Consider the following 26,281-nt stretch of genomic DNA (forward strand, 5'->3'; position numbering starts at 1 on the left):
CCCGATTAAAAGCACTACCGCCCTGCTCAGGGCGGTAGACGTCATCTCCTTTTTCCAACCTACAGGAAACGTCGCCGGATCACATACCCGATGCAGCAGGTGAATAACGGGTAATTCCGGCCCGACTTGCTCAAAAAAAGATACCGGGCGAAAAAACACGTCAGTATCCAGTAACAATAGTTATCCGGAGAGCAGGATCCATTAAATTTATTGTATTCATAATCAACAGCTTAGACAAGCTGTCTACACTTTGTCTATGCTTCATTTTAGGCATTCGAGGCCCCATTACTTTCTTTTGTGGAACGGGAACGGGGTCGGGCAACTGACCAATAAAGTGTCTGTAAATGCGCTATACGTAAAATCGAAGCAGCTCACTGGCAAAAAGACGCCACTCACATACTACAAATTGTCGTTCACACCCTGTTTGTTGTCATTGGTATACATACGGTAATTCACAGGCGGATCATCTGTTAACTTCGACTGTATAAAAAAAGCGGAGAGACGACTAAAACCGGCTGCGTTCAACGGGTCAATAACCACCTGCCAGGTAACGACCAGCAACTTTCCGGTGCGGGAATACAGTCATCTTAACAGGCAATAGGAAGGACCATGACCAGCTGTTTCAAGGTAAGTGACAATGCTGACTACCTTATTGCCTAGTTATTCTCTAGTTTTAAATGACGAATACTTGATGTAACTCTTTTGCTGAACGGTAAAATTAACTACAAGAACAATTAAACAGAAATGAGAAACCATATCTATATATGAGCAAATCATTTACACAATAGCCTGGAACACAACCGCTAAAGCAACTGATAATCAGCTTTGATGACTTGTGGAGTATAGTTTCGACAAATCGGATAATAATTAGCTGTCAACTAAAAAAAAGAGAGAAAAATAAGTATAATAGTACTTGTTCTTTTTTTTTTACAAAACAGGTAATCGTATAGTTTGTAAACTGAATTTATTTTCTGATTACAAACGAGCAGGAAGTCAGTAGCATTATCACCAATACTCCTAATCTGTAACCCTCTACCTAAAATTACCAATGAGCAAAAGTTTTGTTGTTTCAGGTTCTGATGGAACATCTGTTTCAGACATTATTTTATCCGTACGTGTCAATGACCTCCGGATTGGCTGGCAAAGCCGGTCGATCAATGACTTGATCATGATCAAGGGGGTACGCGGATACAGCTGGTTATATTGGAACGATGGCAGCAAACAAATGATGGCCTATACCATCAAGCACTATGCCAACCAGTTACCGATCGACGATTTCATTCGCGTTCATCAGAACTGTGTGATCAACCGGAATTTTGTTCAGAAAACGCAGCTGACGCATCGAGGCCCTATGCTGCGCCTAGCGACAGGTACTGAAATCATCATTTCCCGCCGTCGCTGGTCAATGGTAAAAAAAGAGCTGCAACATCTTTATTGGGGATAACCGTTGCCTGCAAAGCAGGTAAACGTATGCGGGGATCAATTATACCCTATATTTATACATTCTTCGATTTTCCTGCTTTTATGCCGCCTGCCGCCCGTTTAACTGACATGCACACCTGTCCTCAAGTAACACCACCAGGCATTCCGCATGTGGGTGGGCCAATTGTGGGACCCGGCTGCCCGACGGTCATGATTGGCAACCTGCCGGCCGCCCGCGTGGGTGATTCGCTTGTCTGCGTAGGCCCGCCAGACACCATCGTCAAAGGCTCGGCAACCGTGCTGATTGGCGGAGCGCCAGCGGCTCGTATGGGCGATCTGACCGCACACGGAGGCTCTATCATACTGGGTCTTCCGACAGTAATGATTGGCGGTTAAGCGCGGGATAACTAGTCAGGACTTAAGATTACGCTCTATGGATGTTATTTCCCCTTTTTTAGTAAGTTATATACTTTTATTCCTGGTTACGTTAGGCCTGTTCATTGCAACGATATGGCTGAATCGTAAACTGGAATTAATGAGCAACAAGCGGCTGATCTTAACGGTCCTGCTCAGTGGCTTCGTTCTGGCTATTGCCGGACTGTTCGGCTTGAATGGGTTGCAATTTATTCCCGTCTACTACGTTGTGGTCCAGGTATTCAGTTTGTTATGCGGCATTCTGTTTCTGAACCGGATGATCGCCGATATGGGGCCTGCGTTTGCCACAAAACCTACGTTAGTACTCCTGATGACGGTCAGTACCGTTGGGCTTGGCCTGGTCTTGTTCACTCCCCTTTTCAATTACCTGAGCAGCCTTAGGTATGGGTTGCTTCAGTATGATTTATGGGCGTCGAGCAGTTTGTTACCGTTCCTGTTGCCGGTGCTGTTCGCTTATACCTTTAATTCGCTGGTGAACGTACCAAACGAAATCTATAAATTATGGTACTACCCGCGTCATGCCGAAGAAGTCGAGATGGAAGGGGTCGATTATTACCGGCTTATGCTCCTGGAAGTTCAGATCTACAAAGATCCAAACCGAAAAGAGCCCCCCATTAAAGTAAAGGCGCGCACAACCGGCGATGTGCCGTTTGGCACCTGGTTTCAAAAATTTGTTGACGACTACAATCATAAATTCCCTAACGACCCGATTCAGACCTTCGATGATACGGCCCATGAATATGGCTGGTTATTTTATAGCCTGAAGCCTTCTTTGTTCCGATTACGGTCGTATATTGATTTTGAGCAGACAATCGCTCAGAATAACCTTCGCGAAAACTACCTGATTGTTGCCAAACGGGTAGAAGAAATCAGCTAACAGCCTATGTTATTTCCTAAGAACCACCTTCCTGTCAACTGGATCGACGGCATGAAGCTGTCGCAACAGCATTTTGTAGAAGCCGACCATCACGTTCAGGATTTAGTACGTGATTCCGTATCGCTGTTTCTGACCAGTTATAATTACGGCCTGTTGCCGCCGGTCAGAGGTACGTCGGTGGCCCACGAATTTGATCTGCTTGAAAAAAACAGCGATCACGTTGAGGTTCGCTTATACCGATGCAATGCCATCACGCAGGGCGGCTGCCGCATTGCCATCAATCCGGATGTCCTGAAATTCACGGTGCTGACAGCTTCGTTTGAGATCAATCAAAGTCTGGACGATCAACTCAGGCCGGATTATGACATCGTGCTGGTTGTCAATCCGTTCAAAAAAGTACCCGTCGGGAATCCCGATCCGGAAGAATCACCGCTTCGGCATCCCTATACGGAGTATTCCTACCAACTGATGGTGGTGTCGTCGGAGCAGGTCAATGCCAACGATCTGGGACATCACCACCTGATTATCGGCAAGGCTACGTATCACGAAGGACACTATATCGTCGATAGCCAATACATTCCCCCCTGTGCCTCCGTGGCCAGTCATCCCCGCTTGATTCAGTATTACAAGAACTTTGGCTGGGGATTGAATGAAATTCAGGTTAGTTCGTTCAAAATTATCCGCAAAATACTCGACCAGTCCCAACCGTCGGATCTGGCCCGCCGGGTTCAGGCGTTTTGCAACCGAATCCTGGATTATCTGGGAACCGTCTTTTTTGAGTACCGCAACCTGGATCACCAGCATCCGCCGGTGTATCTGGTCGGTTATTTCGCCAACCTGACCAGCATCATTTACACGGAACTATACTGCCTGCCCACTCGTCAGAAAGAGGAGTTGCTGCATTATTTCTACGAGTGGACCGATGTGACACCCGGGCAATTTGAGGAATTACTTTTACGGTTGCTCGAACATGACTACAACCACCAGCAAATTGGGGGATCCATGCTGGCAGTTGAGCAGTTTCTGGCTGTTTTTACCCGGCTTTGGAACAAACTCAGTACGCTCGAATATATCGGGCAGCGGAAAGATACGATTCTGGTGCGCGAGGAGGCTCCCATTCAGCTCGCGCCCACCCGGCGGGGCTGGAATATTCTGGACTGATAGGCAAGCCGGTACCGGCATCATAGTACCTGAAATCCGCATAAATCAGACCGGTTTCCTGATCCTCAAATTGCCCCCTTCCCAGGTAAGTATGCCAGTGGGAGGGGCCGGTCATATTGTGCTTTTTACCAAACAGACACCAGCGCCATTCCCAGACCGGGTCGCCCTGCAAGCTATGGAACGACAGGGGGTGACCAGCCACGTTGCAAACGACACTATACCATTGCCTGCCAACCCGGAGCATTGTCGGTTCGTCATTCCCTGCCATATGCCAGGTTAACTCAATGGGCTCGCTCCCCGGCGAATGGTGCCATTCGTGAAGGAGTCGACGGCCGTTCCACGCCCAGCGCACGGTAGTGTCGTCTAGCTTTTTTTCAAGGCGTCGGCCAAGGGCGTCGTAGGCGAACGTCACGGCCCGGTTGTCGGGTCGGACAACCCGCTGCAAAACGCCGGACTCGTGCCATTGAAATGTCCAGACCTGACCAGATACCCGTTTTTCACGGAGGTATCCGTCGGCATCGTAATAGAAACGAGCCGTCCCCACCGTCAGCATCTGCCAGCCCGGCTCAGCCGTTTCCGGAGCGGGTTTCAGGAGTTGCTGCTGGTAATGCGCCCGTTCGGCTACCCAACGATCGGTCCAGCCAGTGGAACAGACCACTTCCGTTGGGTCATTGAAGGCATCGTACTGTACCGTAACCGTTCCATATCGATTATCCTCAATCCGGGCAAGTCGCTGGTGTTCCCAGCTATACGTCTGCGAGCGGGAAGCCTGATAACCACTCCCCCAGTAAAGCTTGTGGCTGACGGGCAGCGAACCAATATCATACTGCCAGCGGCTTTGTAGTCCACCGGGCATTTGGCACTCGGTCAGGCGCCCCAGCCGATCATAAGTAAACTGAAGTTGCCAGTCCGAATGCGCCTGGTGGCTTAAGTAACCCCGATCATCGTAGGTAGACTGCACGGCAACCTGATTCGATGATTGCCAATTCACCAGCCGACCGGCGTTGTCGTAGGCCGTTGTCACCTGCACGGGTCGTGCAGTTTCGGCAATAATCCGGCCCAGGGGGTCGCGCTCGAACTGAACGACCGTGGTGGGTGAGGTGGCCTCGATAAGCCATCCGTCCAGTCGGTAAGTGTAGTGATACCAGCTCCCATCGCTGAAAAGCACCTCGGTCAGGCGTCCGGCTGCGTTGTAGTGGAAATGGGTCGATGTGCCATCCGGCCGGGTGTACTCGCGGACACACCCGGCAGCATCCCGAATGAATTGCCAGTTCAGCCGGTTACTGCGCCGAAGCCGAATGAGCAGTCCATCCGCATCGTATGTCGGGTGATCCTGCACCGATGTCGTCTCTCCTTTAGGAATGGCTACGACCGAACGCCCATTCGTTTTCTCACTTACGTTCGTTCTGGCTCCATCTGGCTGGGTAACGCTGATCAACTGGCCTAAAAAGTCGTATTCCCAGGAAGTCTGCCTGCCTAGTTGATCCGTGTGTATAGACTGATTTGCATACGCATCATATGCCCACTGGCTTTTTTGGCCATCGGACTTAGTACGTTCCGCCAACAGACCATCTTCGGCATAGCTAAAATTGGTTTCGGTGCCAACGGGATCGATGCAGGAAAGCAGGCGACCGGCCTCATCGTAGGTCCATTGCCAGACGCCGTCCGCACGGTCGGTCAGGGTCATTAATTGCCCATCCTCGTTGTACTGCATGTGCATTGTCCCCCCGTCTGGCCAGGCAGCCTCGGTCCTGTTTCCCTGCTCGTCGTAGATAAAGAAGGAGGTATTTCCCAGCGCATCCTGCTCGCTGAGCAGTTCGCCGTACTCACTAAAAAACCAGACCCGCTGCCGCCCCCCCGCGCTGATGAAGCGCTGGACAACACCGTCTTCGTGTACGTACTGCCTGATTCCGCCCGTCCCATCGATGACCTGGGTACGCCCCTCGGTGACCAGGTAACGAAACTGCAGGGAAGGCTGTCCTTTCTCGATTGTCAGCTCGCTGCACACGTGCTGATTTCCTATTTTTTCGTAGGTAAAGTAGACACTCTGGCGAAACAAATCCGTCACACGAATCAGTCGATGCTGTCGATAATGGTACTGCGCCATAGGCTGCCCGCGCCCCATCACTTCTTTCAGATCGTGCAGCTCATCATACTGGTACTCCACCAGCGTCACCCACTTCTGAGGCTGGTTGGGCTGGACAATTTCCAGTCGGCTAATGTGCTGTCTGGCAGTTGTCGTAATGTCGATAACCCGCTGAAAATCATCTGTTATACGACGAAGTTGACCCGTGTTGGTATAACTGAACCGTAGCTGGTAGTTGGTACCAATCGTTCCAACTGATGCCAGCCGACAAAGACTGCCAACCGGATTCATCGCAAAACGATACAGGAGCCCATCGGTTCCCTGTAACTGGTATCCATACGAATCGCGTTTCAGCCGTAGTTTTTCGGATCGGTTCAGGAACGTTTCACCCTCTGCCAGAGCCGGGAACAAGACGCCCCGGTTATCGGGCAGGCGGATGATCACCTGCCGACTGAGCCGGTCTTCCAGCAACACAAAGTCATACGAATGACGCCAGCCATTGCCCACCGATCCGGCACTTTCCTGATTGGAACGCCAGAGACGAGCCCACCGAAACGGCACCACACCCGGAATTTCTACATCAACCTGTTCAACCAGCACTTCGCCGGTTGCCACATCCACGAATCGGCCAGCCAGCATCCGGCGTGTGGTGGGCAGTGCCTGGCAATCTTCTGGCCGAAGCGCCAGCCGTTGCCTGCTTTCGTCCAGTTGCCCGGGGTTCTCCTCGTCCCTGGTCAAGCTGCGAACAACAGCGGGGTAAAGTAATCGGCGTAATCCTGACCGAAATAAAGGTGATTCTGGCATATTGGCGGGTTTGGCATTCGTGTCGACGTGATGTCAGACTCTTAAATTTGATATCGCAAGAACTGCGTTATAGGTAACAAAAATGTCTTTACGTTTTGCGCCATTCAGGGCCCAGTACCTGGGTCACTAATTCCATTACTTTCTGCCTTTTTTCGGGCGTCTGCTGCTGCTGCCAGTAAATCTGACCGATGTCCGACAGATGGGCGAGCTGATGCTGTTCGGGAGGAAGCTGTTCGGCCAGCGCAAATACCTGACGGTAATGTGTTTCGGATAACCGCATCCGGCTTTCCTGGGCATGAACAATCGCTAATCGACGATGGCTTTCAATGGCCAGTAACCACTCCGTCAGCGTTTCGGCCCGTTCGCTGGCCAGATCATAAGAATCGATGGCGCGCTGACGCTGGCGCAATGCCTCATACACGCCACCCGCACCCAGCCAGGCCATAATGCTCATTCGGCCGGCCGATTCGTCGCCTTGGGTATACAACGCTTCCATCTGGTCGGCCACCCGGCTGTATCGGGCCAGCGCTTCTTCATACCGACGATGGGTTACGTAAGCGTGCGCGACCGACAAATGAACACTTCCTTCCAGCGTAGACCACTGTTCCTGCTGGCAGATCAGCAGGCAGTTGCTGGCAAAATACTCCACGTCCCGCAGGTTCCGCTGGGTCATCGCGTTCGACAACTCCGCGTGCCATTGCCGGAACTTTACATCGGGGGCTGTTGGCGGCCCCAGGGACGCTACCTGCCGGGTCACTTTCTGAAGCTGGAGATCAATGGCGTGTGAATAAACCTCCTTCCCGAACCGACCCGGTAAGGTAGCCAGTTGCTCCTCCCCGATCGTATCGGCTACGATAATACGAATGTCGGACGACAACTTGCCCAGTAGCAGCGCCGTCAGCACCTGATCCAGTACAGCGGGACTCGCCGAGGTGGGCGGCAGTATACACAACACCAATACGCCATCGGTATGCGCACCGAGTCCTTTGACGAACCGGTTTACATACCCCACGAAACGAACCAGGGAATCCGCTTCATTTTTTTTCGGGTCAACGGCCCAGTCAATGGTCAGATCCCGGTCGGCAAGAAGCGCGGTATCGTGGTCGATCAGGCTGGACAATTCGTCCAGGGCATGGTCAAAATAGGTCTGCCAGTGCTGCACCGGCGTCCGAAGGGTTATGAATATATCGTTGGAAATGGCATCGGGTCCGGCCTGTTCCTGGAGGAAAACATCCAGAAACCAGGCTTCACCCGGCGCAAACAGCCATCGGCATAGGCGAGCATCGGGCAGCCGCCGGAATTCCAGCCAGAGCCGTTCCAACACAGCCAGCCGCTGGCTCAGCGGATTTGTGGCAACAAATGGCATAAATTACCCGAATCGTGTTAATTGATCATGACCATTGAGCCCTTGACGGTAGTCATGCCGGAGCTTTTGACGTTCATTGTACCGGTGCCTTCGATATCGGTCATGCTACCTTTCACGGCCATCTGGGCGGTAGCTTCTATTTTCACCTGAGCGCCTTTGATATTCACGGCCTGCTTGCCTTCTATCGTCACAGTGTTACCCGACAGAACAATTTCCGGCGCTTCAACGGTTACTTTGGCGGTGGCCTTTATCAATATGTCTTTGGACGACTGAACGGTGATGGTGCCATTACCGCTCGGCACGGTGATCTTGACAAAGTTTTTCTCGTCGACCTGCACGTGAATTTCCTTCACCGATGGCTTTTCGATAAATGTCAGGGTGCTGCCACTGCCCACGCTTATGTGCTTTTCTTCTTCGGGCTTACTGGTATCGATCCCACTGTTCTTCCCGTGAGGCATTGCCCCAATCACAAAAGGGCGCTCCGGATCATTGTACTCGAACCCCACCATTACCTGATCGCCAACGGTGGGTACGAATTGAAAGCCCCGCGTTTTCTTGTTATCGGCATGAAGCCCAAAGTGCGGCAACGTCATTCGGATGAACGGGGTTGTATCGGGATCTTTCATCCACAGCATTTTTACTTTTACCCGGCCCATGCCTTTCGGATCTTTGTTGTCAGTGACCTCTCCAATCTGCGTCTGTGCCATGGGGCGCACCAGTTTCCGAACGGGCATGGCCACCACCGTGGCCGGAATAGCCCGAAACCGATTGTGGTACTGCCCGACGCCATCTACATAATGCACCACATCGGTAACGAGGTAGGGCGCAGATTGTCCTCCTTTGCCCGATGGGGCGTCTTTCACGATAATTTTACAACCCGGATACAACCCAGGCACGCGTGCCTGCCCTTCCATGTATTTTTCTTCGGCAGCCAGAGCCGCCTTGCGATTGTCGCGATAGGGCGTCATGTCGGCAGTAGCCTGCGCCGGGTGCGGAGTGATCACCCCATTATTTTCAGGCTTACCGTAGGGAGCCAGATCCTTTGTAGATTCTGTTTCTAGCCGACGATCCTCCTCCGGCAAATAATCGTACTGTTTAAAATAGGTCGGGGCAGCCCGTACGCCCGTGCGGAAATGGACCAGATTGGCACCAAACGTCAAGTTCATGGCCGACGGCGTGCCGGGGCTGGTCGTAAACTGGAGTTTTGCTCCGTCATAATAAAACCAGGCCCCAAAGTCATAGGCCAGCCGTTTGAGAAAGTCCCAGACCGACTCCTGGTACCGAACGCAGAACGGAAGTCTGGCGGGCCCCAGGGGAGCTGTTACTTTTTTGGGCTGTGCATACGTACTCAGGGAGGCCGAGACGACATCTGAAATCGATTTGTCAATAAATGTCTGAGTGCCGGGTACGGTCCGTAAGGCTTCGCAATGGCCATGCCCGATCAGCGTCATGAGGCCCCAGTACGCATCGTCTTGCTGCCGCAATTCGGTTTGGGTGATGACGCCCTTAAACTCCAGCGGACTTGATGACGCATCGCCTTTGATGGTGATATCAATCGACTTCCGTTGCAATTGATCAAACTGATCCGAAAACAAGGTCACCAATTCTTCGATGGCGTCGTGCTCAAACAGCAACCGAAATTCATGCGTGGAATGGATGGACTGCTGTAGGGTTAGCGAACGAAAGGAAGAGATTCGTTTTCCTTCAATGAGCAATGTGGTTTCGGTAACAACAGAATAAACGGACATGGCAAGGGGAACGAGAGAGTAAGAGAGCCTGGTCAGTTTTCAACAGAGCAGGTAAACGGGGTTAAAATTAGGTCCTGGAATTAACCACGCCGAATGTAAGAAAATGCTTGTCGATTACCAACCAATTTTGTTTATTGGTTAGGATTTGTTACAGCCCACTATCGTACGCCCCGTAAATGATTATGAATCAGCCATTTTACCGTCTACCAATTCGATTTGGACCTTTGATGGCCGGCAAAGAACTACCCACCTGCGGTGTGGGCGTTTCGATTGCTCAAGTGCTGTATTTACTGCTTCATACCAAGTATGGCGAGCTCCGGAGTGACCGCTCGTTCGGCTGCAAAATATGGGATATCGAGTTCGACCATACCATTCGAAACAGCCGCTGGATCGACTACCTGTGCGACTCCCTGGAGGCCGCCATCCGGCAACATGAACGCCGGCTGAAAAATCCGCAGGTAACGGTACAATTCCAGTCCGTTGAGCATCGGCTCGATGCCACTCCGGCCGAATACCGACGGCTGGCAACCGTGACGATCAATGCGACGCTGTGCGAAACAGAAGAGCCCTTCCGGTTTGCCACCCAACTGCACATCGGCCAGCTGTCAACCTAATGAGCCCTATTCTTCCGGCAATTTCACTTTATTACCTGACCACCCATGCCGCTGAGTGACCAACGATCTTATTTTTCCAAAGAAGCTATTCGGCAACGTTTACTGCTGCATATGATGCAGATGTGGGGCGTTCGGGACCTGAATAACCTCGATTCGTTTGTCAGGATGCTGATTGATACACTCGCCAATGAGGTATATAAAATCAGTAACGAATTTATGGAGTCGGAAGGGCGCGTTCTTGAGCACCTGGCCGACCTGCTAACCCCCGACTTACTGACCATTCCCCGTCCGGCCCATGCCATCATGCAGGCTCACCCGGCAGAACCGGTGGTTGAATTAGAACCCAATCAAAGTTTTCTTTTTCAGCAGAAATATGCCTCGCAGCTGATGGGCGAGCTGGATAGCCTGCAGGATCTGTTTTTCTCGGCTGTCGATTCGCTCAGGCTCGTCGACGGGCGGGTGGCTTATCTGGCGGCCGGTTCTCACCTCCATGCCATTCATCCGCAATTGGGCAAACGGCTGGTGGCGCAAACCATGCCGCTCCGCAAACTGGCTCCGAAGACGCTCTGGATCGGTTTAGCGCTCAACCCGGCCATCGACTCCCTCGATCGGGTAAATTTCTTCTTCAACTGGCCCAGTGACGTAGATTCACAACCGTTACTTCCGCTGCTAGCCTTGAGTCGCTGGTATCTGAACGGCTCTCCCCTACAGACGGCTACCGGTCCGGCCTATGCCGAGGCTGAGGAGCGTAGCAGCGATGGCCCGGCTCAACTGCTGTCCGAATATGAAATTAGTTATCAGCTCGAGAGCGACATTCGGCAAACCTACCAGACTCGCTTTGTGCACATAAAGCAGCCTGCCAGTGGAGAAATGGAGCCCCTCAAAGTGCCCTATCCAGCCGCCTTCAATGAGGTTTTTGGCGCGCAGGGACTGCAATCGCTGGGAAGCGAATCGTTGCTTTGGCTAGAGGTTGATTTTCCGGCCCGCTTCGATGAAACCGTACTGGAGAAAATAGCCGTTGAGCTCAATGCCTTCCCGGCCCTGAACCGAAAAGCCAACCGAATTCTTTACCGGACCAACGCCAACTATAACCTCCTCCCCCTGCAAACGGCTTCTTTTGAGACCCTGCTGCTGGTCAGGATGGTCGTGGACAGTAAGGAACGGGTATTTACGCCGTTTCCTTTTCACAAAGCGGATCACATCGACGAGGGCGGGTATACGGTTCGTCGGGGCGGGGTCGAGCGGTTCGATGTCCGCAATGCCCGCGAACACTTGACCTTTCTGCTGGAACTGCTTCGCGATGAATCGGTTGCCTTTGCGGTGTACGGTCAGGATACGGTGCGCTTGCTCCTGACTCAACTGCAGGAAAAGATCGAGCAACTTGAACGCAAGGTTCAGAACACGATGACTCCATCGATCGCCCTGAATCAATATGTATTGTTCAAGCCGTTTGAGGAAGGGGATACCATGCAGGTCGATTTCTGGACAACCAATTGCGAACTGGCCAACCACATCCCCGCCGGTACCACCTTGCAGGCTTACAGTTCGAATAGCCTGCAAAACGAAAGCATCAAGTTATTGACCACCACCCTCGGCGGCCGCAGCCGTCCTTCAGCACTTCATCGTGTGCAGACCTACCGGTATGCGCTGATGACTCACCAGCGCATTGTCACGCTGGAAGATATCAGGGCCTTTTTTCACCATGAACTAGGGACTTTACTGGGCTCGGTAACGATTCGAAAAGGCGTTGCGACGGGCAACACACAAAAAGAAGGGCTGATCCGTACCGTCGATATCAGCCTGCATCCGGCGGAGGATAGTACGCTTACCCAGGACGAATGGCATGTGATGATGGAAGGGCTTCTTCAAAAGCTGATTCATCGCTCGGGCCAGGTTACCTCATACCGGTTGTTCCTGGCACAGGAAACGCCACACGTTTAGATTTTATCCATGTATTTCGTTTATGCGTATATTTTTCTGGATTGTACTTAGTCATGCTGTTCTCGTCCTGGTCAATCGTGTGGCGGCACAGGATTCACTAAACTATAACCCGTTAACACTAACCCAATCAACGACTATTGATGCCTATACGCCTGTAAAATGGCGCGTGAGTGGTTCTGCTGGTTATCACCGGCTACTTCCCAAAGGATATGCCAATGACAATCTTTACCTGACGCATGGCTTTCAGACCAGCCTGTCTGCCGATTATTTCGTTGGACGGTACTGGGGCCTGGGTATTTCTATGGGCTACCAGAACCTAGCCGTCAGCGAATTATACAAGAAAGATCCGGGAATTCCTAAATTTCCTACGCCCCGTTTTTTACCTCTCAAGTCTCAGAATAGCTTCATGCTGACCATCGGGCCTGCCTTTTCGTTTCCGCTTAGTCAGCGAGTTCTGTTGGATATTGACCTGCGGGGCGGCTTGTTTTATAATGATGCCCCCGTTTTAGGAGCTTACCTGTCGAACTCCTTTGAGGACGATCCGTCGAACGGCGTATTCCTTACGACAGCCATCCCCAGCGATCGACGGTTCAGGCCTGGCTTCAACGCCAGTGCGGGCATCAAATACCAGCTTACTCAACAAATGAGTGCGGGCCTGTCGGCCAGTACCTCACTCAGTTCGTTTGGGTATTCGCAGGTAGGTAGTACGAATAACTTTAACCAGAAGCAGGTCGATCTAACGACGTATGGCGTTCAGGTTGCGGTTTCATACCGGTTTCTGTCTTCGCAGCGAACGCGCGTCAATCCTGTCGTTCCCACCACCAGCCCCCGACCCGTTTGCTATCCACCCATTCTGGACCCCGCTCAGATCAATGAGTACTACGTAGGTACAACTAGTCAGCCGGTTATCAGATGGCGGAGCAGTGCGCCCATTTACACCGAGGGCGAGCGGTATGCAGTCCGGCTCTATACTTTGCCAGGCAATAAACTGGTCTACGAGAAAACGGTTCAGGAGCCCCAACTGGCCTGGCCAGCGCAACTGGCGATACCCGACACAGCGAGCTATTTTTTCTACTCGATTTCGACAACCCGGGTTGATAATTTTGAGCAAACATGCCGGAGTGAGCCCGTTGTTGGCACCCTCGGCTTTTATAAACGTCCATCGGCCGAGAAGACGCAGCCAACGGCCCCTCGTGAACCCGCCTATACGCTCAAATTGTATGAACTGCGGTTGGTACCCCTGGCCAAAGGCGCTACTCCGCTGGCAAAGGGTATGCCTAAACAGGCAAAGCTCATCAAAGGCAAAAAACCCGTTCAGGCAAAACCGGCCAGCCAATCGGCCGAGCCCGTTGATTCGCTGCAGGCAGCGATCATACGCCCGGATTCGGTACGATCGGATTCCATTCGACTACGGCCTGTTCAGGTCGATTCGGTCCGATCTGACTCCATTCGGTCCGACTCTACTCAATCCCGCTCCGTCCGATCGGATTCCGTGCGTACGGACTCTATACGGGCTGATTCGGTGCGGGCCAGAACCATACGGTCCACCCCAGTCCCAACCGCTACCAAGGTGGTGTTCAGGCTTGTGTATGACGGCCCCATCCAGGAGCCGGATTTCACCTGGCCGGGTCTAGCACCGTTACCCGCTCAACCAACTGTTTATCAGTACATCATCAGTCGCGTCAGTAATCGCCAGATTGTGAAAAACCATTACCTGCTTGTTGAGCCCGACGGTTGTTCGACGATCATTTACGAAGCCGCTAAAAATAAGCGATTACAATACAGCAATCCACCCAGGCAACCCACGATAAAGAAATCACCTAACTAGACTACCCTATGTATGTACTTAAAGAAAGGAATTATAGCCCAGGAAAGTAGTGTCGGGCTGGGGAACATCCGGTTCCGTTAGAATGGAAATGGACACATCGCTGGAAACAGGCAGGAAATAATCAACGAGGTTATGTAACAACGCGATCGTTTGGGTATGCGGCAAAAAGTCAGCTATCTGCGCATCCGGAACAGGACCAACGTTAATCTGAATGGTATGTTCATCGGAACTGAAATGATCACTGACAACAGAGTCGATGCCGAGTCGGAAGTTGGCCAGGGTTAAAGCACTGTCAGTCCGCGCTGATTCGGGCCGTCGGTGCCCCGTCTGAATCTGAACCGGAACATTGAAGAAGAGATGCAGGAAACGACTAAACCAGGGTAGATTGCTGCGAAGCGCATGGAGCCAGGGTAGTATCTGAATGAAGATGCCCGCCTGCATACGGCTCATGGCTTTCAGAATTGGCCACTGCTCAGCAAATTGCTCAATGATGACGGTAGCATGGTCGAGGTGATTAACGGAATTGTCGTAATGGACCGATAAGGTTCGTAAGTAATTCAGTTCAGCATCGAAGGGCAGAAAAAACAGGCGTCCCTGTTGCTCCTCGTCGCGATCCCGGCGGATATCGTCGAGCAGCTGGTCAACGTTTCCGGCCTTTGTCGATTCGGCCGGGCTGAAAAACAGGTATTGGGGCATCATATCGAACAAGCCCTCGCGGGGCGTGTCGATCCGGTTATAAATGAAGGTAGAGCCGTCCAGCAACCAGTCTCTGACGTCTTCGATATCTTTAGAATACGCCCGGCTGTAGAGCCCGGTTGGATTGATAATAATCCGTTCGGGAGCCACTTGTTGACTGGCTAACGAAGCGGCCAGAATTTCGGCTTTAAAATCGACATCGAGCAGGTCAAGAAAATAAGGCGTTGAAACGGAAGATTGATGGAGAACGGACATGATCAACGAACGAATTGAACTATTTAAAAACAAGTTACCCGTTTCTGGCGAAAGAACCTTTGTAAACAGATGAAATCATTAAATCATAAAGAAATTAGGCAGGCGTTCAATCATTTTTTAACCTGGTTCACCAGTTTATTGCTGGTTACGATTGCCTGTGTTTATTCCTGTGTTCAAACGAGTTCCCGTCAGGCAACCCAGTTGATTCAGCAGAAAGAAGCGTTTGATCGGGTCATTTATACCGATGCCATGTTGGCCGACAAAGTTGACTCTCTGTATACGTATATGAGCCTGATGAACACCAATCAGAATCAGGACGACCAGCAATTGCAACGTCTGGTAACCCGAAAGAAGGAAGAATTCACCAAACTGGTTAGTCAGCAACAAAAAAGTCAACGGTATTTTGTGGTTTATAACCGCTTATTCAGCCATGTAAACGAGATGCTTCTGTTGAAAGACTCACTCAACAAGTCGATGATGGAAGAGGGCGACCTTCGGGATGAACTCAGGGGCTGTCTTCAACAGGCAGTAGAAAAGAATCGGCAGGTTAAACGGGGCAGAGCTTCCAAAGCTTTTTAATCAAGTAGTTATGAATACTTTTTTTCGGCTCACAATGCGTGAACGGCGGCTTCAGTTCCTATACCTACTGGCAGCCATCAGCCTGTTATCCGTTCTGGTAAGCTGGATCGCTTTTCGTAATAGAACGTATTCCAGTGCGGAATCGAAATACCTGTCGGATCAGATTAAGTTGAAAGAGCGGATTTTGACCAGTCAACTCGATAACCTGCCCTTGCTCGACTCTGCTTATCATTCCATCGTTGCCTATCAACCGCAGATCAACGCCGTGTTTATTGAAGTCGATATTGAAGACCACCTGAATGAAATCCGAAGGCTATCCGGCCCCCAGCAGGAGGGCACCCGGTTCAGGACGTTTGCGCAGATCGCGGATTTCTATCGAATGATGTATGTAGATAAAAAGCTGGTCTGGAGCAAGCAATCGAATATCAGTCTGTTTCGTAAACAATTAGACGACTGTAGCGTCGGTATGTTCCCTGGTTCGGCGCCTGCTACAGCGCCCACTACGCCTATCATCAGCTCCCGGTAAGTGTTATGAACAGTAAAATGACCTTATCGGCTCAGACGTTCTTAGTAACCGTAGGCATACTCCTTGTGCTGTACTGGTACACGTCTGAGCTCGAAATTCAGGCGAGGGTGTATCCCGTTCAGCAAGTCGTTGGCCAGCCGATTCGGTACAACGACAGCACCAGCCAGGGCGAGCAATGGCGCTGGGAGTTTGGAAACGGGCAGGAATCCTGGCGGTCACGGGGCGTCGTGTACTACTATCAGCCGGGTACGTATCTGATTCGCCTACGAGTCAATAAAGAAGCCACCCGAACCTTTACGGTTGTCATCAGACCCAAACCACTGACCGACCGACGGGATTCCCTTGTCCGCATACAGGGGCCGAGCAATGGGTATGAGCGGGAAAAGCTGGTTTTTACGGCAGTGGGCGGGGGGGCGCGTCAGTTTACGTGGCGCTTTGGCGCTACCGGCCAGATTGACTCCCGCGATCAGACCGCCATATACAGTTATCCCACCGAAGAGGATCGCTCGAAACCCCATACCTACACCGTCGAACTGATGACCGATGTCACAAAGTACCCGATTCGGAAGCAGGTTACCATTATTCGGGGGTACAACCGGTTCGACCCACCGGTCGATTCGCTGGACTTTGTCGGCAACGATATTCGCCAGCAGCTCCAGCAGATTGCGGAGGGACAATCCTTCAATACCCATTATAATTATTTACTGCGGAAGTACCTGTGCAACCGGAACGGGGCTTTGGTGCAGATAAACAGCACCAAAGCCAATGATTTTTATTCCTATTGCATGGGACTCCAGTTCGATAAGGGCGTCCATATTGACGGGGTATCCGTCATCTCTGATTCGACGACTTCCTGCATTACACGCTTAAACGTGACTCAACATAAACCATGAGATGTCTGCCAATCAAGGGGCTATTTTTTACGTCTGAGCCAATCTTCCGGTTGGCCCGGCCTCCGTATTGGCTTGTTTTTCTGCTGATTTGGCTATGCGGCCCTCAGTTGGCAACGGCTCAGTTACCGTTTTTTTTACGGGTCGCCCGTCAACCGTCCAATCTGGTACCGGTGTCCGGAAACCCGAGTCAGATCAAGTCTGGCGTGGGCATTTCGACCGAAGGCTTCAAGGCCAGCCTGCAACCGCCCGGCGGCACGCCCTGGATCGTTTATTCAGATCGCAACAACAATACGACGTTTCGCAGTTCGAATGGAACGGTGCCGTTTCGAAAGATGAATTTCATGGAAGCGTTTTACGTCCTGAAGGAACGAAATGGGTATTTGAAGATCATTAAATACGATCCGGCACTTCCCATTGGCAATAAGTTTTCCAAGCGCGTCATTGCCGATCGAAAGGCGGCCGTTTATTACGGGTGGGCGCTCAAAAGCCGGTTTCTGCTGGCCAATCAGAGCAGCCGGTCATCGGATCAGCGCCGGGCGCAGATTGTCAGTGCCGTTCTGGCGCAGCCTGCTCTACTGACAAACCCCGATCAGTATTTTTCCCATGATTCCGTACGGCTTTTCACGGATCCGTCGCAACATACAGCCACCGAAACCAGAATGCGGCTGTACGATCTGGCTTATGTCTATAAACTCTCCGAAACGCGCCAGCAGGCACTGGTTGGTCGAGCTTCCTGGTTTCCCACGGATAGCGTCAAACAGATAATGCTGGGCTGGACGCCCATTGAGGTCCTGCAACCCATCGGCCAGCGCGTGTTCGTTGAGGCCGACACCATGAATCTGGCGGCCCAGCCGATCCCCTTTTACCGTTCTGTTTCTGCGCTTCGCCGGGCAGGCCGGGACTCGACCCTTGTCAATGGTCCATTTCCGGCCGTTTCCTGGAATCGACTGGGGCCCAAATATCCGGTGCTGAAACAATACAATACCGCAGACAGTCAATCGGTGATTCTGACCAATGCGCTAACCCCTTTGGTCGAGAAACGCCAGGTGCCGGTCCTGAATGTTACGGGTAAGGCCATATCCAGCCAGGTCCTGACCAATGTTCGGGCGCACACGAACAGCTACAACCTGATGTATGTCATTGAGGGCAGTTCGGCCATGCAGCCTTATTGGGGCGAACTACTCAACACCATACAGTATACGGTCACGCAGTTAACGCAGGATACAACCCGATCGATTACACTGCAGGTTGGCGCAACGATCTACAACGAGTACGAAAAAACTCCGGACAACAAAAGCCTTACCCTCAAAGGCAAGGTTACGCTGATGCCCCTGACAACGAATTACACCAGTCTGTTAAGTCTGATCAGCAAAACGGCTCCTCCCCCGCGCAATCGGCCTGAAACGGAAGTCAAGTGTATTCGATCCGGTATTGGCGAAGCCCTGAAACAGTTTGCGGCTCACCCCAATGAAAACAACATTATCGTGCTGGTCGGCATTAACGGCGACGTACAGTCGGTCGTCAATGGGGTTCTAATACCAGCTGCTCTGAAGCGAGTAGAATGCCGGCTGCTGTCCTTCCAGGTTTTCGGCGCCCCGGGCGACATTCCCAACAATTTCATTCTTCACAGCCGGGAACTGGTTCAGGAAATTGCCGACCGCGGGAGCGATCTCAAAAAAGCCCGGCTCGTACGGCCCGATATGGTTACGTCCACGAATGAATTTAACCTTCGCATGGGTGACCGGAACGTCTATCAGCTAGCCTATCCCGACCACAGTATGGTACCGGGCTGGGTACTTTTCCCCCGCAAAAATCAGGCGCTCCCGTTTAAAGAATTGTATGCCGCCACTGACAGCCTGTTTTTGCAGGTTGCCAATGAATCCCAAACGGTCACGACAGCCTTAGAAAAAACATTCCAGCGGCTGGAACCGCAGGGCGACCGGGTCAACCCCAAGTTGTCGCCGGTCTATGCATCGGCGGGGATGAAATTACCGGCCAGTGCTTCTTCGCTGATGCGCCTGGATGAGTACCCCTATCTGTCCCGTGCCTACACACCAGCGATTGGTAAAGAAGGCACACGCTGGAAATATATTGCCCTGCTTCCGGTCGATGAATACGACGGGATCAGCCGATGGCTGGATCAGTTAAGTGGCGACGATATTGACCCCGCCCTTAACCTCGACCGGTTCAAACTCCACAACCGATATCGACAGGTACTGAGCGAAGCCGGTTTGTCGAAACGAGCCTCGATTACCCTCGACCAGTTACTGAACAGCTTTCTGGATTTACCCGTTACGAACCCTTTATTTAAACGCCTGCCCATTCGTCAGCTAATTAGCCGGAAACAAGTGTCCGATGCCCTGCTCAATCAGGTACTCTATCTGTTACGCGAACGACGTGACTATTACCGGCGCATACCAACCTTTCGTAATAGTCGATTCACGTCCAACGAACGGACGTATTACTGGATCAGTGAAGACCTATTTAAATAACATCTGCCTTACCCATTCTTCTTTATGCGTCAGTTACCCTTACACCAATCGGTCGAAAAAGCCCTGCACATTGCCCGCGCGCTGGCTCGTGAATACCACAATGAACAGTTTTCGGCGGCTCACCTGCTGCGCGCGTTGCTCCATGATGATGTGGGCGGTAGCGCGCTTCTGAACGCGATGCAGCACGATGTGCCCTATATTTTCGATTGGGCCGATGTCTGGATGGAGGAAGTGCCCCGCACGGCGCTGGTTGTCACCGAACCCGAACACGACATGTCGGTTGAGCGGGTCATGAATGAAGCTGATTTCCTGCGGGTAAAACTGGGGCTGGACTATATCGAAATAATCTGTGTACTAGCCGCTATTACCAAACCCGGCATTGGCTTCAGCGCCGATCAGCTCCGCTCGCTCCCCCTGACGGAGCGCGATCTGCTCGATCGTTTTGTTCGCGAGTTGTCAACGCCGACCCCCGAAACCGGACAGGCCCAGAACCATACGAACGGACAGCATCGCACCAGCCAGTCGCCCAAAGGAGAGCCCAAATTCTGCATCGATAAAACGGCTCAGGCCCGCGCCGGGAAACTGGACCCCGTTGTTGGCCGGAACCAGGAAGTACGGACCATGCTCGAAATTCTGGGGCGTCGCAGCAAACCGAATGTGATGGTGGTAGGCGATCCGGGCGTCGGCAAAACGGCCCTGATCGATGGGCTGGCCCAACAGATCGTTGCCGGGCTGGTGCCTGCCCGGATGAAAAATGCCATTCTGCTGGAACTGGACCCCGGGGCGCTGTTGGCGGGTGCATCATACAAGGGTGAGGTCGAAGATCGGCTCAAGAATGTCATCAAAGACGTAAAGCAGTATGAAAAATGCATCCTGTTCATCGATGAGATCCACATGCTGCTCGACCCGAAGGGATCGGCCGGAAACGGCGTTGCTAACCTGCTGAAGCCGGAACTGGCGCGGGGCGAACTGACCGTGATTGGGGCAACAACGCCCGAAGAATACCGTAAGCTCATTGAACCGGATCAGGCCCTGAGCCGCCGATTTGAAATGCTGACAGTGGGTGAACCGACCGAAAAAGTGGCTGAACGGATGATGCGTGGGCTGGCTCCGGCTTATGAGCAACACCACCAGCTGGCGATCCGGCCCGACGTTATAGCCACCTGTATCCGGCTGGCCCGGCGCTATAGCAAAGAACGTCGACTCCCTGACTCCGCCCTTGACTTGCTCGACCGAACGATGGCGGCCATCCGAATGGCCATCGAGACCTCCGGCAATGAATTGACTCAGATTGAGAAAACCATCAACGAACTGGCCGCTGGCGACATGGCCCCCGATGAAGTCCTGGAAGAGTACCGCTGGCTCGATACGCTGCTGCATCACCAGGTCAGCCCGGTCCTGCTCGGCCAATGGGAAGATGAGATCAACCCCGCCGAGCTGGAAACACCTGCGGCCTACCACGACTACATCATGGCTAAACTTGCCCGTTTTCAGGCATTGGCCAGCGAGCAGGAAGCTACCGTTACCACCAGCGATCTGGCTGCCGTGGTGGCCCACAAAACGGGTATTCCAATGGGGAAAGTACAGGCGCAGGAAAAAGAGCGACTTCTGACGATGGAGAGCTTTCTGCAGCGCCGGGTCGTGGGGCAGGATCATGCCCTTCATGCCCTGTCCGATGCCATTCTGGAATCGCGCAGTGGACTACAGCGGGCCGGTCAGCCGATTGGCTCCTTCTTTTTGCTGGGCCCTACGGGAACCGGGAAAACTGAACTATCGAAATCGCTGGCCGATTTTCTGTTCAACGACGAGCGGGCGCTGATCCGCTTCGACATGTCGGAGTTTAAGGAAGAGCACTCGGCGGCTTTACTCTACGGGGCTCCTCCGGGCTATGTGGGTTACGAAGAAGGCGGCTTGTTGGTCAATAAAATCAGAAAACAGCCCTACTCGGTTGTCCTGTTCGATGAAATTGAGAAGGCGCATAATTCAGTCTTCGATGTCTTTCTGCAGATTATGGACGAAGGGCGACTACACGACAAACTGGGGAAAGAGGGCGATTTCACAAATGCCTTACTCATTTTCACGTCCAACATCGGCAGTGAATGGATCAGCAGTGAATTTCAGGCCAACCGAATGCCGACATCGCAGCAATTGATGACGCGAATGACGGGGCAGTTCCGACCCGAATTTCTGGCCCGGATTACCGAAATCATTCCGTTCTCTCCGATGAAGGAAGAAAACGTAGTCCGTATTTTCGATATCCAACTGGAGCACCTGCACAAAAGCCTCAAACAGCAGGGCATTGACCTGACGGTTCAGGACGAAGCCCGGCGGCAATTGGCCTTGCAGGGATTTACGCCCCAGTATGGTGCCCGCCCCCTGGCCGGTATCATCCGCAACCAGCTCCGTCGGCCAATTTCGCGCTTAATTATCTCCGGTCAACTTCAAAGCGGTCAGGCGCTGAACGTCGGTTGGAATGACGAATCTGCCGAATTGATCTGGCAGGTAAGCTGATACCTAACTCCAGTTGGGAGATGACCGATTGCTATACAACGTACGGAACCGCCCACGCAGTGACAATCCGTTGAGCCGACAGGCTAAAAAAGTGGCCCATTGTCCTACCAGTCCAACGAATTGATAATCCGTTGGACTGGTAGGACAATGGGCCAAGTCATGAGATTATCCCGCAACCTGGGTTAATCCCTGACTCAGGTCAAGTGATTGTCCGGGCATCTAGCACCCCGTCATTGAGCAACGATTGACCGAAACAAAAAAAAGTACCGTTTGTTTGAAATTGCCTTTCTGCATCAGCCAGTTGCCTTGTTGCCTGTCGTCTTATTGATAGCTTTGATAAACTTAAACATCAGCCCAAATAAGACATGTTTGATTTCGAAATTGGTGGTAATGAGATAAAGCCCGAATCAGCAGAGGGTATCGCTAATATCCCCCACAATCGCACGCTGCTGGCACAAAAACTAACGCAGGAGGCTCCCGTCAACCCGGAGACGGTCTATGGCCTGAAAACCGTTGAGGCTGTTTTCGAACACTTCAAGCCCGAAGTGGAAATCGAAATGGAATCACTGGATGGCATGCCGACGAAAGAAACCATGAAGTTTCGGAGCGTAGCCGATTTCCGGGTGAAGGAAATGGTGGCGCAGAGCCCATTTCTTCGATCGCTGGATGCTCAGTATCAGGAATATACGCAGATCAGCCGTCGCCTACAGGGGCACCGCATTTTGCAGACTGCGCTCAGTAATCCGGATACCAAAGCGTCGCTGATTCAGACGCTGCAAGCCCTGGTCGCTGAACTGGAGGCAAACGAAAAAACGGAGGCTTAACCTTCGGAAAACCATCTTCTTTTCTACCAATAAGTTCTACCAGTTAGTCCTTTTATCGTCTTTATGGAAAGCGAACCAACAGTACCTACGGCACAACTCGATGCCAGACCCTCAACCGCCGTTAGCCGCAGTGCGCCACTTCCCGGCATTCCTGAATTGTCTGCTTATGGCGGCTACGCCTTTATTGAAAGTTTTATCGACGGTTCACAAAACCTGAACCCCGACCGCAAAGCGCGGAAGAAAATATACCTGGGCGACTCAAGTAAAGAAGCCGACCGGGCCGTCCTGAAAGAGAAACTCAAACTCTGGATCGAAGTCCTGAGCTCGTCTGATAATCAGAACGAGATGCTCGATCTGTCTAAACAGAAAGCAACGGAAGTTGAGCAAAATCTGCAAAAAAACCTGCTGACGGCGCTGGAAACGACCCGCGAGCTGGAAACCAGCTACCGCGCGCTTTCCTTGTTCTACAAAAACGCTGAAGCCGATAAACTCCCGAACGTTACGGTTGTAAACGCCAGTTTCGAGCAACTGACCGACCTGGACAACTCCCGTTTCATCGATTACATTGCCGATGAACTGAAACAGAACTATGACCGGCTCGACCTCCGTCAGAACTATTCGCTGATGGTCGTTCCCGGCTTTATGGGATCGAATGCCGTACTGGAAAAATGGGCCAAAATTGCCCACAACAACAAGGTAACGCTGTTCACCGATTTCGCCGATCTGGAAAGCTCGGAAGACGTTATCGACCTGTTCAGCACGGCCAACATGACGGGTGCCGAACTGTTCCGCTCCAGCGTGATCATGACCTGTAACTGGGTTGTGGGCCGGAGCAAAGTAGCTGAGGTGGGCGAATCGGAAAACCTGTATGTTCCACCCTCCATGGCGCTGGCCGGTAAAATCTATTACACACTGATGTCGCAGGTAACGGCGGGTAAGAAACACGGCGGTATGAACGAAGTACCGGGTGTTCGTTTCCCCCTTCGTAAAAGCGAACTGTCGGCGGTTGAGCGGCTGAACCTGGTCCCTATGATCGACGAGTATGGTCGGGTTATGGCCTTCGGTAGCAAAACCCTCTTCAACGGCGACAACATGGGGCTGCAAACCTACTCCGTTGTCCGGGTATTCGATTACATCACCAAAGTGCTGTTCGATTTCCTCAACCGTCGGGCATTCGAGAACTGGAACTCACTCATCGAAGCCGATTTGCGTCGTCAGATTGCGGGCTTCCTGGACAGCATCAAAGGACCAGACAAGCTGATCGATCAGTTCCGTATCATGCGCCTGGAACGCGACGACAAAGTAAAAGATCGTATCTACCTCGACATTCGCCTGACGCCTTACTTCCCAGCCAAGAGCTTTGTGATCCGGTTAGACGGTCGCCGGGGCGATGATGTGGAAAGTCCGGAATGGACATCCGATTACGGTCAGATTTAACCGCCCGGTCAACTGACTATTCCTAACGATTTATCTTTCAACTTTTTAAAGCTAGCATTATGCCATATTCAAGTAAAATTACGCTGGGCGCCGACTCATACGATATTTTGGGAGGAGACATTGGGTTTACCAGAAGTGTTGATGTCAAAGGACGACCGTCCAGCCACGTCATGGGTGGCCAGTTCTCATTTACGGTGGAAGTCACTGATAAATCAAACTTGGTCGAGCACATGGTCAATTCGCAGAACAAACCTTTTGATACAGGTGCCTTAGAATTTACGGATGCCGGTGATGATGGAGTAACGCGTAAGATTACGTTCACCAACGCCTACATTGTTAATTACAGTGAGTCATTTTCAGCGGCTGGTGCTGCTTATACGTGTTCACTGACGCTGTCGGCCGAAAAAATTCAAATTCAGGAAGCCATTCTTGATCAGCGGTGGCCCGTGAAGAAATAACTCCTAACTTTTTAATCAGATACAAACATGGCAGATGCAGCGGATGTAGGGTTTACATCGACATTAACAATTGGTGCTAAAAAGTTTGATGTTCTCAGTTTTGGCGCGTCCTTCTCGCGCGATTATGATCAAAAAGGCCGCCCTTCTTCAGCCGTTCGGGCAGGTGATATGTCGTTGACGATCGAAGTGACGCAGAACGAGAACCTGATCGATACCATGATCAATGCCCAGAATAAAATGATCGAAGGAAAGGTCGAGTTCTGGCAGTCTGGTAAAGACGGTGTCTTCCGGACGGTCGATTTCAAAAGTGGCTACATCACGAGCTACAAGGAAGGCTTTCAACCGGCGGGGGGTAGTAACTTCAGCGCGGATATATCCATTACGGCGGAGAAAATAACCATTGGCACAGCCGCCTACGACGCCCAGTGGCCAATCAATAGCTAGTTGATTCGGCATGAGTAAGCTGTGGGTCTGGTGGATGGCATTAGGAATCTGGGTAATCGTTTCCGTTTATGTGCATATATTTTATATCAAACGAATTCGATTATCCGAAGAACCTGTGCTTCCCTCCGTGCCCATCATTGATGGAAATCAACTGCGTCTGAAACTTCCCGGCAGTCTGTTCCAACAGGCCGGGGGCGAACTTAAAGCATTAGGCAATCGGTCAGCAAACATCCGTTCCGGACTCGACACGCTGGCCGATTACCTGATTTCCCATCCCCGGCGGTTGCTCACGGTGATTGGCTACCATACCTCCGCCGAAGGCAAGCGAACATTAACGGCAAACCTGGGCAGTGTACGAGCGCACGCTGTTCAGGAATACCTATTGAATGCGGGTGTGCCGGCCGATCAACTGAAAACCTGGGGAGTTCCATCGGAAGCATTGATGTTCGTCCGGGATTCGACCAACGCCCTGTCATTTGCGTTTCAGTCCATACGCATCGATGCAGACTGGCTGGCCCGGCACCAGAAGTATATTGACCTATATCATCCACTGCATTTATATTTTCCAACGGGCGGTACAACCTACATCCATACGCCCGACAATGAACAGTTTGCCAGTGAGGCCATTGCCTACCTGCGCAACCACCGGCAGGAACGGCTGGTGATCACGGGCCATACCGATAGTGTTGGAACGGCTAAGAGCAACCTACGCCTGTCTTTTTTGCGGGCGAAGGCTGTTCAGGACTCGCTGGTGAAGCAGGGGGCCAACAGGCGATGGCTCAGGATTGTAGCTCAGGGTGATAAATCACCCATTGCGCCCAACGCCCTGCCGGAAGGCCGCGAAGCTAATCGGCGGGTAACGTTGCTTGTAGAACGACGTTAAG

General features: G+C 52.0%; 21 protein-coding genes. 17 read left to right on the forward strand and 4 right to left on the reverse strand.

Annotated elements, in window-relative coordinates:
- The first annotated feature begins 1,048 nt into the window (after window positions 1–1,048).
- The 4 genes from ACYVAM_RS02800 to ACYVAM_RS02815 all read left to right on the forward strand — a co-directional run bounded on the left by ACYVAM_RS02800 (window position 1,049) and on the right by ACYVAM_RS02815 (window position 3,895).
- The gene (locus ACYVAM_RS02800; RefSeq protein ID WP_461063690.1) at window positions 1,049–1,444 is read left to right on the forward strand and encodes a LytR/AlgR family response regulator transcription factor; all 396 of its coding nucleotides are present in this window, start codon (window positions 1,049–1,051) and stop codon (window positions 1,442–1,444) included.
- An 80-nt stretch (window positions 1,445–1,524) separates the two neighbouring features.
- On the forward strand, window positions 1,525–1,818 hold the full coding sequence (locus ACYVAM_RS02805) for a PAAR domain-containing protein (protein ID WP_461064215.1): 294 nt from the start codon (window positions 1,525–1,527) through the stop codon (window positions 1,816–1,818).
- Window positions 1,819–1,855: 37 nt separating this feature from the next.
- Complete coding sequence (locus ACYVAM_RS02810) at window positions 1,856–2,734, forward strand: TssN family type VI secretion system protein (protein WP_461063692.1); 879 nt, start codon at window positions 1,856–1,858, stop codon at window positions 2,732–2,734.
- 6 nt (window positions 2,735–2,740) lie between these two features.
- Entirely contained in the window at window positions 2,741–3,895 is a 1,155-nt protein-coding gene (locus ACYVAM_RS02815) for a hypothetical protein (protein ID WP_461063694.1), read from the forward strand.
- Here the strand turns inward: ACYVAM_RS02815 and ACYVAM_RS02820 are convergent.
- The 3 genes from ACYVAM_RS02820 to ACYVAM_RS02830 form a co-directional block, all read right to left on the reverse strand.
- Complete coding sequence (locus tag ACYVAM_RS02820; RefSeq protein WP_461063696.1) at window positions 3,789–6,785, reverse strand: DUF6531 domain-containing protein; 2,997 nt, start codon at window positions 6,783–6,785, stop codon at window positions 3,789–3,791. The two genes, ACYVAM_RS02815 and ACYVAM_RS02820, sit on opposite strands and share 107 nt — an antisense overlap.
- A gap of 88 nt (window positions 6,786–6,873) precedes the next feature.
- Window positions 6,874–8,151, reverse strand: a complete 1,278-nt coding sequence (locus tag ACYVAM_RS02825) for a hypothetical protein (RefSeq protein ID WP_461063698.1) — start codon at window positions 8,149–8,151, stop codon at window positions 6,874–6,876.
- A gap of 17 nt (window positions 8,152–8,168) precedes the next feature.
- Entirely contained in the window at window positions 8,169–9,899 is a 1,731-nt protein-coding gene (locus ACYVAM_RS02830) for a type VI secretion system Vgr family protein (protein WP_461063700.1), read from the reverse strand.
- A gap of 182 nt (window positions 9,900–10,081) precedes the next feature.
- Here ACYVAM_RS02830 and ACYVAM_RS02835 point away from each other — a divergent pair, with 182 nt between their 5' ends.
- The 3 genes from ACYVAM_RS02835 to ACYVAM_RS02845 are packed head-to-tail and all read left to right on the forward strand — an operon-like array spanning window position 10,082 to window position 14,282.
- Window positions 10,082–10,513, forward strand: coding sequence for a GPW/gp25 family protein (locus tag ACYVAM_RS02835; protein WP_461063702.1), 432 nt, complete (start codon window positions 10,082–10,084; stop codon window positions 10,511–10,513).
- 45 nt (window positions 10,514–10,558) lie between these two features.
- A complete protein-coding gene (locus ACYVAM_RS02840; RefSeq protein WP_461063704.1) occupies window positions 10,559–12,454 on the forward strand; it encodes a hypothetical protein in 1,896 nt (631 codons plus the stop codon).
- A gap of 22 nt (window positions 12,455–12,476) precedes the next feature.
- The gene (locus tag ACYVAM_RS02845) at window positions 12,477–14,282 is read left to right on the forward strand and encodes an outer membrane beta-barrel protein (protein WP_461063706.1); all 1,806 of its coding nucleotides are present in this window, start codon (window positions 12,477–12,479) and stop codon (window positions 14,280–14,282) included.
- 18 nt (window positions 14,283–14,300) lie between these two features.
- Here ACYVAM_RS02845 and ACYVAM_RS02850 read toward each other — a convergent pair whose 3' ends face one another.
- Entirely contained in the window at window positions 14,301–15,233 is a 933-nt protein-coding gene (locus tag ACYVAM_RS02850; protein ID WP_461063708.1) for a type VI secretion system baseplate subunit TssG, read from the reverse strand.
- 69 nt (window positions 15,234–15,302) lie between these two features.
- Here ACYVAM_RS02850 and tssO (ACYVAM_RS02855) point away from each other — a divergent pair, with 69 nt between their 5' ends.
- The 10 genes from tssO (ACYVAM_RS02855) to ACYVAM_RS02900 all read left to right on the forward strand — a co-directional run bounded on the left by tssO (ACYVAM_RS02855) (window position 15,303) and on the right by ACYVAM_RS02900 (window position 26,280).
- The gene (gene tssO, locus ACYVAM_RS02855) at window positions 15,303–15,812 is read left to right on the forward strand and encodes a type VI secretion system TssO (RefSeq protein WP_461063710.1); all 510 of its coding nucleotides are present in this window, start codon (window positions 15,303–15,305) and stop codon (window positions 15,810–15,812) included.
- A 10-nt stretch (window positions 15,813–15,822) separates the two neighbouring features.
- Window positions 15,823–16,338, forward strand: a complete 516-nt coding sequence (gene tssO, locus ACYVAM_RS02860; RefSeq protein ID WP_461063712.1) for a type VI secretion system TssO — start codon at window positions 15,823–15,825, stop codon at window positions 16,336–16,338.
- A gap of 5 nt (window positions 16,339–16,343) precedes the next feature.
- The gene (locus ACYVAM_RS02865) at window positions 16,344–17,231 is read left to right on the forward strand and encodes a hypothetical protein (protein ID WP_461063714.1); all 888 of its coding nucleotides are present in this window, start codon (window positions 16,344–16,346) and stop codon (window positions 17,229–17,231) included.
- Window positions 17,228–19,723, forward strand: coding sequence for a type VI secretion system protein TssR domain-containing protein (gene tssR, locus ACYVAM_RS02870; protein ID WP_461063716.1), 2,496 nt, complete (start codon window positions 17,228–17,230; stop codon window positions 19,721–19,723). Before ACYVAM_RS02865 ends, tssR begins: the two co-directional genes overlap by 4 nt.
- A 24-nt stretch (window positions 19,724–19,747) precedes the next feature.
- Complete coding sequence (locus ACYVAM_RS02875) at window positions 19,748–22,234, forward strand: ATP-dependent Clp protease ATP-binding subunit (protein ID WP_461063718.1); 2,487 nt, start codon at window positions 19,748–19,750, stop codon at window positions 22,232–22,234.
- A gap of 365 nt (window positions 22,235–22,599) precedes the next feature.
- Window positions 22,600–23,058 (forward strand): hypothetical protein, encoded by a 459-nt coding sequence (locus ACYVAM_RS02880; protein WP_461063720.1) that lies wholly within the window; start codon window positions 22,600–22,602, stop codon window positions 23,056–23,058.
- A gap of 63 nt (window positions 23,059–23,121) precedes the next feature.
- A complete protein-coding gene (locus tag ACYVAM_RS02885; RefSeq protein ID WP_461063722.1) occupies window positions 23,122–24,495 on the forward strand; it encodes a DUF5458 family protein in 1,374 nt (457 codons plus the stop codon).
- Window positions 24,496–24,554: 59 nt separating this feature from the next.
- Complete coding sequence (tssD, locus tag ACYVAM_RS02890) at window positions 24,555–24,953, forward strand: type VI secretion system tube protein TssD (protein ID WP_461063724.1); 399 nt, start codon at window positions 24,555–24,557, stop codon at window positions 24,951–24,953.
- A 27-nt stretch (window positions 24,954–24,980) separates the two neighbouring features.
- Window positions 24,981–25,397, forward strand: coding sequence for a type VI secretion system tube protein TssD (gene tssD / locus ACYVAM_RS02895; RefSeq protein ID WP_046574840.1), 417 nt, complete (start codon window positions 24,981–24,983; stop codon window positions 25,395–25,397).
- A 10-nt stretch (window positions 25,398–25,407) separates the two neighbouring features.
- Entirely contained in the window at window positions 25,408–26,280 is an 873-nt protein-coding gene (locus ACYVAM_RS02900; protein ID WP_461063726.1) for an OmpA family protein, read from the forward strand.
- Window position 26,281: the final 1 nt, after the last annotated feature.

The organism is Spirosoma horti (assembly GCF_054776595.1).